13 protein-coding genes are annotated in these 14,427 nt (G+C 69.4%); 3 read left to right on the top strand and 10 right to left on the bottom strand.

Features of this window, described 5'->3' with window-relative positions:
• The first annotated feature begins 726 nt into the window (after positions 1–726).
• The gene (locus CITRI_RS18140; RefSeq protein WP_237709093.1) at positions 727–2,121 is read left to right on the top strand and encodes an amino acid adenylation domain-containing protein; all 1,395 of its coding nucleotides are present in this window, start codon (positions 727–729) and stop codon (positions 2,119–2,121) included.
• Between the two features lie 232 nt (positions 2,122–2,353).
• Here the strand turns inward: CITRI_RS18140 and CITRI_RS0115265 are convergent, their stop codons facing one another.
• From CITRI_RS0115265 to CITRI_RS0115245, 5 genes are all read right to left on the bottom strand, one after another.
• A complete protein-coding gene (locus CITRI_RS0115265; protein WP_010145806.1) occupies positions 2,354–2,755 on the bottom strand; it encodes a cytochrome c oxidase subunit 4 in 402 nt (133 codons plus the stop codon).
• Positions 2,752–4,458 carry a cytochrome c oxidase subunit I gene (gene ctaD / locus CITRI_RS0115260; RefSeq protein ID WP_010145805.1) on the bottom strand — a complete coding sequence of 569 codons (1,707 nt, stop codon included), beginning with the start codon at positions 4,456–4,458 and terminating at the stop codon, positions 2,752–2,754. The genes CITRI_RS0115265 and ctaD overlap by 4 nt, the downstream gene beginning before the upstream one ends.
• Positions 4,458–5,408 carry a cytochrome c oxidase subunit II gene (gene coxB / locus CITRI_RS18135; protein WP_083843483.1) on the bottom strand — a complete coding sequence of 317 codons (951 nt, stop codon included), beginning with the start codon at positions 5,406–5,408 and terminating at the stop codon, positions 4,458–4,460. Before coxB ends, ctaD begins: the two co-directional genes overlap by 1 nt.
• Positions 5,409–5,641: 233 nt before the next feature.
• A complete protein-coding gene (locus CITRI_RS0115250) occupies positions 5,642–6,034 on the bottom strand; it encodes an iron-sulfur cluster assembly accessory protein (RefSeq protein WP_010145801.1) in 393 nt (130 codons plus the stop codon).
• A gap of 112 nt (positions 6,035–6,146) precedes the next feature.
• Entirely contained in the window at positions 6,147–7,520 is a 1,374-nt protein-coding gene (locus tag CITRI_RS0115245; RefSeq protein WP_010145800.1) for a dipeptidase, read from the bottom strand.
• 84 nt (positions 7,521–7,604) lie between these two features.
• On the opposite strand from CITRI_RS0115245, the gene CITRI_RS0115240 reads away from it, so the two are divergent.
• Positions 7,605–8,192 (top strand): DUF3043 domain-containing protein, encoded by a 588-nt coding sequence (locus tag CITRI_RS0115240; RefSeq protein WP_010145799.1) that lies wholly within the window; start codon positions 7,605–7,607, stop codon positions 8,190–8,192.
• 9 nt (positions 8,193–8,201) lie between these two features.
• Here the strand turns inward: CITRI_RS0115240 and CITRI_RS0115235 are convergent, their stop codons facing one another.
• Complete coding sequence (locus CITRI_RS0115235; RefSeq protein WP_010145798.1) at positions 8,202–9,290, bottom strand: quinone-dependent dihydroorotate dehydrogenase; 1,089 nt, start codon at positions 9,288–9,290, stop codon at positions 8,202–8,204.
• A gap of 23 nt (positions 9,291–9,313) precedes the next feature.
• Here CITRI_RS0115235 and CITRI_RS0115230 point away from each other — a divergent pair, with 23 nt between their 5' ends.
• Positions 9,314–10,390, top strand: coding sequence for an alpha/beta hydrolase (locus CITRI_RS0115230; RefSeq protein ID WP_010145797.1), 1,077 nt, complete (start codon positions 9,314–9,316; stop codon positions 10,388–10,390).
• On the opposite strand, the gene CITRI_RS0115225 is transcribed toward CITRI_RS0115230, so the two are convergent.
• From CITRI_RS0115225 to CITRI_RS0115210, 4 genes are all read right to left on the bottom strand, one after another.
• The gene (locus CITRI_RS0115225) at positions 10,381–11,184 is read right to left on the bottom strand and encodes an isoprenyl transferase (RefSeq protein ID WP_029139399.1); all 804 of its coding nucleotides are present in this window, start codon (positions 11,182–11,184) and stop codon (positions 10,381–10,383) included. The two genes, CITRI_RS0115230 and CITRI_RS0115225, sit on opposite strands and share 10 nt — an antisense overlap.
• Positions 11,185–11,192: 8 nt before the next feature.
• Positions 11,193–11,984 (bottom strand): DNA repair protein RecO, encoded by a 792-nt coding sequence (recO, locus tag CITRI_RS0115220; protein WP_010145795.1) that lies wholly within the window; start codon positions 11,982–11,984, stop codon positions 11,193–11,195.
• A 12-nt stretch (positions 11,985–11,996) separates the two neighbouring features.
• Positions 11,997–13,784, bottom strand: a complete 1,788-nt coding sequence (gene leuA / locus CITRI_RS0115215; RefSeq protein ID WP_010145794.1) for a 2-isopropylmalate synthase — start codon at positions 13,782–13,784, stop codon at positions 11,997–11,999.
• A gap of 277 nt (positions 13,785–14,061) precedes the next feature.
• Positions 14,062–14,427: KH domain-containing protein (locus CITRI_RS0115210; RefSeq protein WP_010145793.1), on the bottom strand; the 366-nt coding region annotated here is incomplete at its 5' end.

Below are 14,427 nucleotides of genomic sequence, written 5' to 3'. Positions count from 1 at the left end.
CTGACCGGCAGGCAGTGACGCCCCAGCCGCCCCTGCTCGCCTCCGGACCGGAGGCGAGCAGGGGCGGCGTTCGGGAGACGCCCGTCGATCGCCACCCTGACGGGCCGCACCCTGCACGCGCTCGGGTGCGGGCGCCCGCGCAGAGCGGGAACCTTGACAGCGGCGTCCGGAGGGGCGAGTGGCTACACCTGGATGAGGCTGAAGACCCGTTCGTCCTCGGTGAGAGGACCGATGGGTGCCGGACCGTCGACCACGAGATGTGGGCTCCTGAGGCCGGGTCCCGGAACGGGTCCAAGCACTTCCTGACCGCAGTTTGACGCAGGACACTCTTGACTGTCCGCAGCGGCACCGAGAGATTCCGGCGCGATCACACCCGAACGGTACTTGGATCATCAAGGGATGATTCGCGGGTTGTTGACCCGCTGTGACCGCGGTGTCAGGGTGCAGTGTATCGCAAGGTCGCGATTTCTGTGGGCGCAGCATCGGGTTATCCCCTTCTCCCGCGCTGGGCCGTGGTGCATCTCGATGGAAGGCATGGCCGTGACGGATCAGGAAGCCATTCTCGCTACTCTCGGGTCGGAGTCGTTCGGATCCGACCGTTCCCTTCCCCAGGAGCCTGGGACTCCCCCGGGCGCCTGGCCATCCCCTGGCGATGACGTGTTCGGGGGGTCCCTCTCGCTCGGGCCTGGGTCCCCGGAGGACCAGCCCAGCGGTCCGACGGTCTTGGTGGACACGCGGTTCGACCAGCGAGTGCGCTGGTCCCCGGGCGAACGACTGGACCACCTGTTCGAGGAGAGAGTCGACGAGTTGCTGCACCACGGGCACTCACATCGACTCGCGGTGGATACCGGCGACCTCGCGGTCTCCTACGCGGATCTCGACGCCCGGGCCAACCGTCTAGCTCGTCATCTGAGACGGCGCGGGGTCCGCTGCGGGGACCGCGTCGCGCTGTTGTCGGATCATCCGTTGGACGGGTATGCCGGCATGCTGGCCACGTTGAAGCTGAATGCCACCTACGTGCCGCTTGACCCTGGTTTCCCCGTGGACCGTATCGCGTACATCTGCCGGGACGCCGGCGTCAGCACCGTCCTGACGCGCTCCCTTCACGTGGAGACACTGGACGCGGTCGCGGCCACCGTGGTCGTCATGGATGCCGAGGCCTCCGCCATCTCCGCCCAGCCCTCCGACCGACTCAGCCCGGAGGAGCGTGGGCTCCCCGTCGATGAGCTGGCCTACGTGATCTACACCTCGGGCGCGAGCGGACGACCCAAGGGGGTCGCGATCGAGCACGCCAGCATCTGCAACTTCGTGCGCGTGGCGGCCGAGGTCTACGGCATCACGGGTGAAGACCGGATCTATCAGGGCATGAGTATCGCCTTCGACTTCTCGGTTGAGGAGATCTGGGTGCCCTGGATGGCCGGCGCCACCATCGTGCCCAAGCCCCACGGGGCGCCCCTGATCGGCCAGGACCTGCATGACTTCCTCCTGGATCTCCGGGTCACCGGCCTCTGCTGCGTCCCCACCCTGCTGGCCACGCTGGACGATGACCTGCCTGAGCTGCGATTCCTGCTCGTCTCAGGCGAGCCGTGTCCCCAGGACCTGATCACCCGCTGGCACCGGCCCGGTCTTCGGTTGGTGAACGCCTATGGCCCCCCGGAGGCGACCGTCACGGCTACGTGGACCACCCTGGACCCGCACGGCCACGTGACCATCGGCATGCCCTTACCGACCTATTCGGTGGTCCTCCTGGAACCAGGGTCTGACCGGGTGGTTGCCCGCGGCGAAGCCGGTGAGATCTGCATCGGCGGCGTTGGACTCGCGGCCGGATACCTCAACCACCCCGAGCTCACGGCGAAGGCGTTCATCCAGGACAGTGTCGGACTGCCCAACAACCCCTCTGGCCGGCTGTACCGCACCGGAGACCTGGGACGGATCGGCGAGGACGGGAACATCGAGTACCTGGGCCGCATCGACGATCGGGTCAGGGTCCGCGGCTACCGCATCGAACTCATCGAGATCGAATCGGTGCAGATGCTGCACACGGGTATCGCGACGGCGATCGTGCAGTCGTCCCTCCACCACCTTCCGTGGGCACGGGCGGCCAGGACACCACGGCACTGACGTACCCGCCACACGTGCCCCGGCCTGTGTGGCCCGAGGGGCTTGCGGTCTGGAGGGCGTAGGAGCCCCGCGGATCCGCGCCGATGACTGCTGCGGTCTCGCCGGCCGGCACACCCCGGCCTGACCGTGACCGTCCATGGCGATCCCCGCGGGATCAGATACGAGAACGGCGTGGGCCGGGACCTCGAAGGCCCCGGCCCACGCCGTGTGTCACATGATGATCCGCAGCGGATCAGTGGGCGTGATCGCCCTTCGAGTACTCGAAGACCCATCCGACCACGAAGTACAGCCCCAGGCCGACGCCGACGAAGAAGATCCACCAGCCGACGGCCAGGCCGAGGACGAGCCCGGCGCAGGAGATGCCGAGGCCGAGCGGCCACCAGCTCCACGGCGCGAACCGGCCGTAGGTGCCCGCGTACTCGGCGATGTCGCCGTCCTCACGGTCGTCCGCCCCAAGGCCGAAGCGACGGTCGGTGAGGTAGAGGTAGATGGCGATCATCAGGCCGAGGCCGCCCAAGGCATACAGTGCCGGGATACCGGCCCACTCGGACCACTGCACCCAGACCCCGTAGATGGTGGCGACGATGACGAAGAAGACGCCCAGGATGGTGAACAGCTTGACGTTGGTTCTCACTTGGCAGCCGCCATCTCTCCGAAGACCTCGGGCTCATGCTGCGGGGAGGTGGGCAGCAGTTCGGGGTGGTGCAGGTCCAGTGCCGGACGCTCCGAGCGGATGCGCGGCAGCGAATGGAAGTTGTGCCGCGGCGGCGGGCACGAGGTGGCCCACTCGAGCGAGCCACCGAAGCCCCAGGGATCGTCCACGGTGACCTTCCGGCCCTTGCGCGCCGTGATGTAGACGTTCCAGAAGAACGGGATCAGCGAGGCACCCAGGATGAAGGAGAACACGGTGGAGAACTGGTTCATCAGGGTGAAGCCGTCCTCGACCATGTAGTCCGCGTAACGGCGCGGCATGCCCATGACGCCCAGCCAGTGCTGGATGAGGAACGTGCCGTGGAAGCCGACGAACAGCATCCAGAACTGGATCTTGCCCAGGCGCTCGTTGAGCATCTTGCCGGTGAACTTGGGCCACCAGAAGAAGAACCCGGCGAACATCGCGAACACCACGGTGCCGAAGACCACGTAGTGGAAGTGGGCGACCACGAAGTACGTGTCCGAGACGTGGAAGTCCAGCGGCGGGGAGGCCAGGATGACGCCGGTGAGGCCACCGAACAGGAAGGTCACCATGAACCCGAGCGTCCACAGCATGGGGGTCTCGAAGGTGAGCGAACCCCGCCACATGGTCCCGATCCAGTTGACGAACTTCACGCCGGTGGGGACCGCGATCAGCATGGTCATCAGGGAGAAGAACGGCAGCAGCACGGAACCGGTGACGTACATGTGGTGGGCCCACACGGTCACGGACAGCGCGGCGATCGCGGTGGTGGCGAACACCAGGGACTTGTAGCCGAAGATCGGCTTCCGGCTGAACACCGGGATGATCTCCGAGACGATGCCGAAGAACGGCAGGGCGATGATGTAGACCTCCGGGTGGCCGAAGAACCAGAACAGGTGCTGCCACAGGATGGCGCCGCCGTTCTCCGGGTCGAAGACGTGTCCGCCGAAGCGGCGGTCCATGCCCAGCGCCGCGAGGGCGGAGGCCAGCGGCGGGAACGCCATGATGACCAGGATTCCGGTGATCAGGGTGTTCCAGGTGAAGATCGGCATGCGCCACATGGTCATGCCCGGGGCACGCATGGTCAGGATGGTGGTGATGAAGTTGACGCCACCCATGATGGTGCCGAAGCCCTGCAGGAAGAGGCCGAAGACCCAGAGGTCACCGCCCACGCCCGGCGAGTACGTGGTGTTCGACAGGGGCGCATACGCGAACCAGCCGAACGAGGCCGCACCCTGCGGGGTGAGGAAACCGGCCACGGCGATGATCGAGCCGAACAGGAAGAACCAGAACGCCAGGGCGTTCATGCGGGGGAACGACACGTCCGGCGCGCCGATCTGCAGCGGCATGATGACGTTGGCGAAGCCGATGAACAGCGGGGTCGCGAACATCAGCAGCATGATCGTGCCGTGCATGGTGAACAGCTGGTTGTACTGCTCCTTCGTCTGGAGCAACTGCATGCCCGGCTCGAAGAGCTCGGCGCGGATCAGCAGCGCCATGACGCCACCGATGCAGAAGAAGATGAAGGACGTGATCAGGTACATGTACCCGATCGTCTTGTGGTCGGTGGTCGTCAGCCAGTTGACGACGATCCTGCCCTTGGAGACGGGCACCACGCGCGGCTGGGCCGCCGCCTCGTCCGTGGCGTACTCATAGGTGGTCATCAGTTGTCTCCCTCACCTGTCAGGTCCTCGCCACCGGTCGGACCGCCGGACTCGCCGCGCAGGGTGCCGTCACCCTGGTTCTGGACCTGGGAGTCACGCCAGCCGTCCGGGTTCTCGTTCGGGTTGCGGTTGTACTCCTCACCCAGGTGGCCGTCCTCCATCCGGGACAGCTGCTCCCGGAACTCGGCCTCGGAGACGACCTCCACGTTGAAGAGCATCTCGGAGTGGTACTCACCGCAGAGTTCGGCGCACTTGCCCTGGAATCGTCCCTCTTCCTGGGGCGTCAGGTAGATGTAGTTGGTCTTGCCCGGGACCATGTCCAGCTTGCGCAGGAAGGCGGGGACCCAGAACGAGTGGATGACGTCACGCGAGTTCAGCTCGAACTCGACCGGGACGTCCACCGGCAGGTACATGGTCGGCAGCGTCTCCTCGACACCCTCGGTGCCGTCGAGCTGTGCCTGGACGCCGGCGAGGTGCTTCTCCTGGCCGTCGTAGCTGTAGTTGAAGTCCCAGGCCCACTGCTTGCCGTAGACCTGGACGGTCAGCGGCGAGTCCTCCACCGGGGTGTCCACCGAGCGCTGGACGCGGTCGGTGAAGCCCCACAGGGTCAGGACCATGATGATCGGGATGACGGTGAACAGCGTCTCCAACGGGACGTTGTAGGCCATCTGCCGCGGGTAGCCCTTGTCGTTCTTCCGGCGCCGGTAGGCGACCATGCACCACAGCATCATGGCCCAGGCCGCCAGGCCCACGATCAGGGCTGCGATCCAGGAGTTGACCCACAGGTCGGTCAACTCGGCGGACTGGTTCGTGGTCTCCCGCGTGCCCGGCAGCCAGCCACGCTGGACCTGCTCGGAGCAACCGGACAGGACCACGGCTGCCACGATGGCAAGCGCTCCCCCCTTCAGGAGACGCCTGCCACGGCTGCCGGCTTGATTCTGCGATCTCACAGACGGCCCTTCCTCTTCATCTTGAGTGCGAATGCCTCCTGTGACGGACCATGCCGCGCCAGCGTCTGGGCCGGGACGACGAAGCCACAGGGGGACCCCTAGGTTTACTACCTACTGTAGAGCTTACCGTCCTGATCGTCTGCCCCATGACACGCGGAAACGCCGAGTGCCCGGACCTCCAAGGGGCCCGGGCACTCGGTTCTGCGGGGATTCGGCTCGAATCCCGTGGCGGCTCAGTGGAAGGAGTCTCCGCACGCGCAGGATCCGCCGGCGTTCGGGTTGTCGATCGTGAACCCCTGCTTGGAGATGGTGTCCTCGAAGTCGATGGTGGCGCCCGTGAGGTACGGGACGCTCATCTTGTCCACGATGACCTCGACGCCGTCGAAGTCACGCAACGTGTCGCCCTCGAGCACCCGCTCGTCGAAGTAGAGCTGGTAGATCAGGCCGGAGCAGCCTCCGGGCTGAACGGCCACCCGCAGGCGCAGGTCGGTACGGCCCTCCTGCTCCAGCAGGGTGCGGACCTTCGTGGCGGCCACGTCGGTCAGGGCGACCTCGTGGGCGTCCAGGCCCTCGGCGGGCTGGGCGGTGGGGATCTCAGTCCCGGATGCTTCTGCGGAAACGCTCATGATCGCTCCTTCTTCTGCGCGTCTACTCCCCCTCGGGGTCGGCGGACAGGGCCCGCCGTCACCGGTGCCAACAGCACGGGTGGCCGGAACATTCCCGGCCGGTCCGACGAGTCTAGGCCCCGGTGCCGAGCCGGACCAGCAGGAGGGCCTCGGCCAGCACGGCGTTGCGGAAGTCCCCGAGGTGCAGCGACTCGTTGGCCGAGTGCGCACGGGAGTCCGGGTCCTCCACGCCCGTGATCAGTAGCGTCGCCGCCGGGAAGACGTCAACGAGGTCCGCCGTGAAGGGGATGGAGCCACCGATCCCGGTCTCCACCGGTTCCACGCCCCAGGCGTCCCGCAGCGAGTCCAGCATCGCCCGGGCCGCGGGCGCCGACGTGTCGGTGGCGAAGGGCTGTCCGGTCTCCCCCGGTTCGAAGACGACCTCGGCGCCGAACAGGTCCTGGGCCAGCACGTGCTCACGGACCGCGGCCATGGCCTGTTCCGGGTCGGTTCCGGGACCCAGCCGCAGGCTGAACTTGGCACGGGCCTCCGGCTGCAGGGTGTTCGACGCGACCTCCAGCCGGGGCACGTCCGTCCCGATGATGCTCAGGGCCGGCCGGTTCCACAACCGGTCCGCCAGGGGGCCGCTGCCGGCCAGTCGCACGGAGTCCAGGACCGAGGCATCGGCACGGTAGTCGGCCTCCGGGTACTCGATCGCCGCGTGATGCCGCTGCTCCAGGCCCGCGATGGCCACGTTGCCCTGGTCGTCGTGCAGCGTGGCGATGAGCCGGGCCAACAGCGTGGGGGCGTCCAGGACCGGCCCGCCGTACATGCCGGAGTGCACGGCGTGGTCCAGGACGCGCACGCCGATGACCCCGTCCACCAGTCCCCTCAGCGAGGTGGTCAGGGCGGGCACGCCGACCTTCCAGTTGCCGGAGTCCGCCACCACGATGACGTCCGCGGCCAACCGGTCACGGTGCCTGTCCAGGAACGCCCGGAACGTGGGTGAACCGGCCTCCTCCTCCCCCTCGATGAAGAAGGTGACACCCACGCCGGGGTCCGCGCCGACGGCGAGCAGTGCCTTCAGCGCCGTCAGGTGGACCATGATGCCGGCCTTGTCATCGGCCGCGCCGCGGCCGTAGAGCCGGCCGTCGCGCTCGACGGCGGTGAACGGTTCGGTCTGCCACAGGGCCAGGTCCCCCACGGGCTGGACGTCGTGGTGCGCGTAGAGCAGGACCGTCGGTTGTCCGGGTGCGGCCGGGCGGCGCCCGACGACGGCCGGCCCGCCGCCTGCCTCCGTCAGGATCTCGACGTCGTCCAGTCCCAGGCCGCGGATCAGCTCGGCGACCGTGCGGGCGGACCGCTCGAGGGGTTCGCGGTCGAAGGAGTCCCAGGCGATGCCCGGGATGGCCACGAGGTCCTCCAGGGTGGAGATCGCCTGGGGCATCAGCGCGTCCACGGCATCGGCGAGGCGGGTGATCAGGTCATGGTCTGGCTGTTCGGGCATGGGGCCAGCGTACCGATCCGCGCCGGCCGGTGGCACGGGCCCGGCCTGGCCCACGGGCGGGTCCCGACGACCTAGAATGAACGGGTGTTTGGACGCAAGAAGACCTCCGAGAACCCTGCCGAGATGCCCGTGGTGCCCGCAGAGGAGGTCGGCGCTGCCCCGCGGCAGAAGAAGGGGCCGACCCCCACGCGTGCCCAGCAGGAGGCGGCCCGCCGCCGCCCGCTGGTGCCGGACGACCGCAAGGCGGCCCGGGCGGCGTCCCGCGAGGCCGAGGCCGCCGAGCGGCAGAAGATGCGGCTCGCCATGGAGACTGGCGACGAGCGGCACATGCCGCTCCGCGACCGTGGACCGCAGAAGCGCTACGCCCGGGACTTCGTGGACGCCCGCACCGGCCTGGGCGAGTGGCTGATGATCATCGTCCTCGTCTACGTGTTCATGGCGTTCCTGCCCAGCACGGACCTGCAGCTGTGGCTCACGTTCTCCCTGTGGGCGCTGGTGCTCCTGGTGGTCCTCGAGGGCGTCCTCGTCTCGTTCCAGCTCAAGGGGCGCCTGACGGAGAAGTTCGGCGCGGTCGAACGCGGCGTGCGCTGGTACGGGGTGATGCGCGCCATGCAGCTGCGCCGGTTGCGCCTGCCCAAGCCCCAGGTCAAGCGGGGCCAGTACCCCGCCTGACGGGGAGGCTCAGCGTCCCCGCGCCAGGTCGCGGTTGATGCGCGCCGCCCAGAAGGGCCCCTCGTACAGGAACGCCGTGTAGCCCTGGACCAGGTCGGCACCGAGGTCGAGTCGCTGCTGCACGTCGGCGCCGGTGGTCACCCCGCCGACGGAGACCAGGGCCACCGAGTCCGGCAGCCCCGACCGCAGGCGGGTCAGGACCTGGAGCGACCGGTCTTTCAGCGGGGCTCCGGACAGGCCGCCGGGACCCATGGCCTCCACCTCGGCGGCCGGCGTGCGGAGCCCCGCGCGGCTGATCGTGGTGTTGGTGGCGATGACCCCGTCCAGGCCCAGTTCGACGGCCATCCCGGCCACGGCGTCGACATCCTCGTCGGCCAGGTCCGGGGCGATCTTCACGGCCAGCGGGACATGACGTCCGGTCGTCCGGTCGGCCGTGGTCCGGACCTGGGCGAGCAGCGGGGCCAGCGCCTCGATGTCCTGGAGCTGGCGCAGTCCCGGGGTGTTCGGCGAGGAGACGTTGACCACCAGGTAGTCGGCGTGCAGTGCCAGGGCCGCGGTGGAGACCAGGTAGTCCCGGGTGGCGTCCTGCAGCGGCACCGCCTTGGTCTTGCCGATGTTCACCCCCAGGATCGGACGCCGGCTGCCGAACCGCCGCGTCAGCGTCTTGCGGGTGGCCTTGAGGCGGGGCGCGACGGCGGCGGCCCCGTCGTTGTTGAAGCCCATCCGGTTGATCAGTGCGCGGTCCTCGACGAGCCGGAAGAGCCGCGGCGCCGGGTTGCCCGGTTGCGCCTGCCCGGTGATCGTTCCCACCTCGATGTGACCGAAGCCGAGGTCGGCCAGGGCGGCCGTGCCCAGTCCCTGCTTGTCGAAACCGGCGGCCAGCCCGAAGGGCGAGGGGAAGTCCAGTCCCATGACGCGGGTGGTCAACGACGGGTGGGGACGGGTCAGTCGGCGCAGCGCGGCCGAGACCCCGGTGGCCTCGGTGGCGCGGATCATGCTGAAACCGGCGTGGTGGGCCTTCTCGGCGTCCATGCCCTTGAAGAAGGCGTTGAAGAAGGCCGGGTAGACCCGCGGCAGGGTGAGGTCGGGGTGGGACATGACTCCATCGTAGGCTGGCCGTCATGCCCTCCCTGCCATCGACCCGGGACGAACCGGACACCCCGGAGGAGCCACGGCCCGCGCAGGAGCCCCTCACTGGTCCCGAGGGGGACCTGTTGGAGGACTCGCCGCTCGGGGTGTGGGTCCCGGACGTGCTGGAGGGCTTCGAGCGCCTGACCATCCCGCTGGAGGTGGACGAGGAGGGCCCCAACGTGGCCACCCTCGTCCGGGTCGCCCGGGGTCCGGCGACCGGTGAGCGGGCTGCCGGCGGGCTACGGCACCGGGTTCCCGTGCTGTATGTCCACGGCTGGTCGGACTACTTCTACAACGCCCCGCTGGCCCGGCTCTTCGAGGAAAACGGTTACGCCTTCCACGCCCTGGACCTGCGCAAGTACGGACGCTCGCTGCGCCCGGGCCAGACTCCCGGCTGGGTCCAGAGCCTGCAGGTCTACGACGACGAGATCGGCTCGGCGCTGCGCCTGATCGCCGGGGAGCACCCCGAGCCCCCCGTGCTGATGGGACACTCCACCGGCGGGCTCACCCTCTCCCTGTGGGCCGACCGGCACCCGGGCCGGGCCCGGGCCCTGGTGCTGAACAGCCCCTGGCTGGAGATGCAGGGCTCAGCGCTGGTACGGCTGATGGCCCAGGCCGTGCTGGACCCGGTGGCCCGGCTGCAGCCGAAGAGCTTCCTGAGGCTGCCCCGCGTGGACCACTACTGGCGGTCCATCTCGGACGAGGCCGAGGGCGACTGGGCGTTGCACCCGCTCTGGCGTCCCCGGCATTCCTTCGAGGTGCCCGGCGGCTGGCTGCAGGCGGTGATGGCCGGGCACGCCCGGGTGGCCTCCGGGCTGGGGCTGGCCGAGCCGGTCTACGTCATGCTGTCCGACCGCACGGTCTTCGGCACCAGGTGGTCCGAGGACATGACGGCCGCGGACGTCGTGCTGGACGTGGAGGTCCTGGCCCAGCGTGCCACCCGGCTCGGCCGGCACGTGACGGTGGTCCGCCATCCCGGCGCCCTGCACGACGTGATGGCCTCCGTCGAGCCCATCCGCCGGACGGCCGCCCGCGAGATGTTCACGTGGCTGGGTGCCTACGCCTGAGCGTCGCCCGACCGGTCCACGGCTCCCCCGTAACGGCGGTCGCGCCGGGCATAGACCTCGACGGCGTCCCACAGGGTGGTCCGGTCCACGTCCGGCCACAGCGTGTCCAGGAAGACCAGCTCCGCGTAGGCGGACTGCCAGAGCAGGAAGTTGGAGAGCCGCTGTTCCCCCGAGGTGCGCAGGAACAGGTCCACGTCCGGCACGTCCGGCTCGTCCAGGTGCCGGGTGATGGTCTCCTCCCGGATCCCCGCGGCGGAGAGCCGCCCGGCCTCGACCTCCCGGGCGATGTCCTTCACGGCGTCGGTGATCTCGGCCCGCGAGCCGTAGTTCACGCACATCGTCAGGTGGCAGCGGGTGTTCTGCCGTGTCTGGTCCTCGGCGACGAGCAGTTCGTCCACGACGGACTTCCACAGCCGGGGCCGGCGGCCGTTCCACCGGATCCGCACCCCCCAGGAGTCCAGCGTGTCCCGCTGGCGGCGCAGCACGTCGCGGGAGAAGCCCATCAGGAAGCGCACCTCCTCCGGGGAGCGCTTCCAGTTCTCCGTGGAGAAGGCGTAGACGGTCACGTACTCGATCCCGAGCTGCACGGCGCCGGCCATGACGTCCAGCAGGGCCGCCTCCCCTGCCCGGTGGCCCTCGGTGCGGGGCAGCCCGCGCTGGTTGGCCCACCGGCCGTTGCCGTCCATGACGATCGCCACGTGGCGTGGCACGAACCGCGGGTCCATGACCGGTGGTTGCGCCCCGCTGGGGTGCGGGTACGGCTCCTGGACGGGGCGGGCGGGTCGACGGGGCATGCGGTCCTCTAGGGGTGGCGGTCGGCGTCCTGGCCCATCACGGCCAGGGACTTCAGGTGGCGTTCCAGGTGGAACTGCAGGTACCCCGCCACGATACCGGCCGCCTCGCGCCGGGAGGCCTCCGGCGCGGCGTCCGCGGTCGTCCAGTCCCCCGAGAGCAGGGCGGCCAGCAGCGCCACCGACTGGGGGGCCGGCGTCGAGGACCCGGGAGGTCGGCAGTCGTCGCAGACGCTGCCGCCGAGCGTGACGTTGACGGAGCGGTGCGGCCCGGGCGCCCCGCAGCGGGCGCAGGCGGTGAAGCTCGGCGCCCAGCCCGCCGTCGCCAGGGCCCGCAGCAGGTACGAGTCCAGCAGCAGGCGGGGTGCGTGGGCCCGCCGCGCCAGGGCTGCCAGGGCCCCGTGCAGCAACCGGTACTGGCTCGGCGCCTCGACCCCGCCACCGTGCTCCCCCACCTCGGTCACCGTCAGCCGTTCGGCCGTCTCGACCATGGCGGAGGCCGCCGCGTAGGCGTCGTAGTCCGCGGCGATGGCGGTGCCGTAGGGGGTGACCGACTGGGCCTGGGTGATGATGTCCAGGTTCCGGCCGTGGACGAGCTGGAGCCGGGACAGCATGAACGGCTCCAGGGTGGCCCCGAACTTCGAGGTCGTCCGGCGGACCCCCTTGGCCACGGCCCGGACCTGGCCGTGGCCGGGGGTCAGCAGCACGATGATGCGATCGGCCTCACCCAGCTTGTAGGTGCGCAGCACCAGGGCGTCGGTGCGATAGCTGTTGGCGGCATAACCACCGCCCCGGCCCGCCATCGTCGGTGACCGTCAGTGGGCGGCCGACCCGGACGCCGCGGGACCGACGATGGCCTCGAGCAGTTCGGCGTCGTCCCGCAGGGCACGGTTGACGGCGGAGACGACGGCCTTGAGTGAGGCCATCGTGGTGTTGTAGTCCAGTCCCACGCCCCACAGGACGCGCTCCCCCACGGCGCACTCGACGTACGCCGCCGCCATCGCCGAGCCGCCCTCCGACAGGGCGTGCTCGGTGTAGTCGAGCACCCGGATGTCGAGCCCGTCCTCGGACAGGATCGTCAGCAGGGCGGCGATGGGTCCGTTGCCGGACGCGGTGCGCTGGTGCCGCACGCCCGCGACGTCGGCCTCGGCCGTCATCGTGAAGCTGCCGTCCTCGGCGGTCTCGGAGTGCACCGCGCCGAGCCGGTAGTGGCCCCAGCGGGTCTGGCCCTCCTCGGCCGGCAGGTACTCGTCCTGGAAGACCTGCCAGAGCTGGTCGCCCGTGACCTCCCCGCCCTGGCTGTCCGCCATCCGCTGGATGACGTGGGAGAACTCTATCTGCGCACGACGCGGCAGGTCCAGGTTGTGCTCGCTCTTGAGCAGGTAGGCCACGCCGCCCTTGCCGGACTGCGAGTTCACCCGGATCACCGCCTCGTAGGAGCGCCCGATGTCCTGGGGGTCGATCGGCAGGTAGGGGACCGCCCAGGGGATGCCGTCCCGGTCGGTGCCGGCCTCGGCCGCGTCGGCGTCCATCACCTCGAAGCCCTTCTTGATGGCGTCCTGGTGCGAGCCGGAGAAGGCGGTGAACACCAGGTCGCCGCCGTAGGGCACCCGCTCGGCGACCTTGAGCTGGTTGCAGTACTCGACCGTCCGGCGGATGGAGTCCATGTCGGAGAAGTCGATCATCGGGTCGATGCCCTGGCTGTAGAGGTTCATGCCCAGGGTCACCAGGTCAACGTTCCCGGTGCGCTCACCGTTGCCGAACAGGCAGCCCTCGATCCGGTCCGCGCCGGCCAGGTAGCCCAGCTCGGCGGCGGCCACGCCGGTCCCGCGGTCGTTGTGCGGGTGCAGGGACAGGATGATGGCGTCCCGGTTGGCGAGGTTGCGGTGCATCCACTCGATCGAGTCGGCATAGACGTTCGGGGTCGCCATCTCCACGGTGGCCGGCAGGTTCAGGATCATCTGGCGGTCGGTGGAGGCCTCCAGGACCTCGGCCACCTCGTTGGAGATACGGGCGGCGAACTCCAGCTCCGTGCCGGTGAAGGACTCCGGGGAGTACTCGTAGATGATCTCCGTGCCCTTCATCTGCTCCTCGTACTTCCGGCACAGCCGGGCCCCGGAGGTGGCGATGTCCACGATGCCGTCCTGGTCCTCGCGGAACACGACGCGGCGCTGGAGCACGGAGGTGGAGTTGTACAGGTGCACGATCGCGCGGTGGCAACCCTCGAGCGCCTCATACGTGCGCTCGATCAGGTGCTCGCGGGACTGGGTGAGGACCTGGATGGTGACGTCCTCGGGGATCCGGTCCTCGGTGATCAGCTGGCGGACGAAGTCGAAATCGGTCTGCGATGCCGACGGGAAGCCGACCTCGATCTCCTTGTAACCCATGGACACCAGCAGCTCGAACATCCGCAGCTTGCGCTCCGGCCCCATCGGGTCGATGAGGGCCTGGTTGCCGTCGCGCAGGTCGACCGCGCACCACCGGGGCGCCTCGGTGATGACCTTGTCCGGCCACGTGCGGTCCGGCAGGTGGACCTGGATCTGGTCCTGGAAGGGGGTGTACTTGTGGAACTTCATCCCGGAGGACTTCTGCAGGTTGCGCATGGTGGTGTTCAGCGTGCCTTTCATGGATCCGGCGTGGACCGGAGGGTCTGACGGGGGCAGGGGCCGTGGTTCTTCCTCCGCAACGGGGATCCGGCCCCACCGGGTGCTGTGAACACCCGGCGCGTCAGCGCGTGGCGGGCACCACGACCGACGGCTCAGCCCCGTTGCGGCGGCCTAGTAGCAGCCCTGCAACGGTGTCCGGGAGGATCCCGGCGAGTCCCAGTCGGTCACGCATGGCATCAGACTAGCACCGCGCGCGCCGCGGGCCGGGGAAGCGTCAGAACCCCAGCCGGCCGAGCTGCTTGGGATCGCGCTGCCACTCCTTGGCGACCTTGACCCGCAGGTCAAGGTAGACGGGGGTGCCCAGGAGCCGCTCGATCGAGGTGCGGGCCTGGGAACCGATGGCCTTGAGCCGGGAGCCGCCCTTGCCGATGATGATCGCCTTCTGGCTGTCCCGTTCCACGAACACGTTGGCGTGCACGTCCAGCAGCGGCCTGTCCGCGGGGCGTCCCTCGCGGGGGTTCATCTCCTCGACCACGACGGCCACGGAGTGTGGCAGCTCGTCCCGCACCCCCTCCAGGGCCGCCTCGCGGATCAGCTCGGCGACCATGACGGCCTCCGGCTCGTCCGTGAGCTCGCCCCC

The sequence above is a fragment of the Citricoccus sp. CH26A genome, from assembly GCF_000224415.1.
Taxonomy (GTDB): domain Bacteria; phylum Actinomycetota; class Actinomycetes; order Actinomycetales; family Micrococcaceae; genus Citricoccus.
This window is presented reverse-complemented; position numbering and strand designations above follow the sequence as displayed.

Bases quoted from the DNA above. Each gene is read 5' to 3' on its own strand.
- ctaD (WP_010145805.1), bottom strand. From the start codon at position 4,458: ATGACCACCTATGAGTACGCCACGGACGAGGCGGCGGCCCAGCCGCGC.
- CITRI_RS0115250 (WP_010145801.1), bottom strand. From the start codon at position 6,034: ATGAGCGTTTCCGCAGAAGCATCCGGGACTGAGATCCCCACCGCCCAG.
- CITRI_RS0115245 (WP_010145800.1), bottom strand. From the start codon at position 7,520: ATGCCCGAACAGCCAGACCATGACCTGATCACCCGCCTCGCCGATGCC.
- CITRI_RS0115235 (WP_010145798.1), bottom strand. From the start codon at position 9,290: ATGTCCCACCCCGACCTCACCCTGCCGCGGGTCTACCCGGCCTTCTTC.
- CITRI_RS0115230 (WP_010145797.1), top strand. From the start codon at position 9,314: ATGCCCTCCCTGCCATCGACCCGGGACGAACCGGACACCCCGGAGGAG.
- CITRI_RS0115225 (WP_029139399.1), bottom strand. From the start codon at position 11,184: ATGCCCCGTCGACCCGCCCGCCCCGTCCAGGAGCCGTACCCGCACCCC.
- recO (WP_010145795.1), bottom strand. From the start codon at position 11,984: ATGGCGGGCCGGGGCGGTGGTTATGCCGCCAACAGCTATCGCACCGAC.
- leuA (WP_010145794.1), bottom strand. From the start codon at position 13,784: ATGCGCAACCTGCAGAAGTCCTCCGGGATGAAGTTCCACAAGTACACC.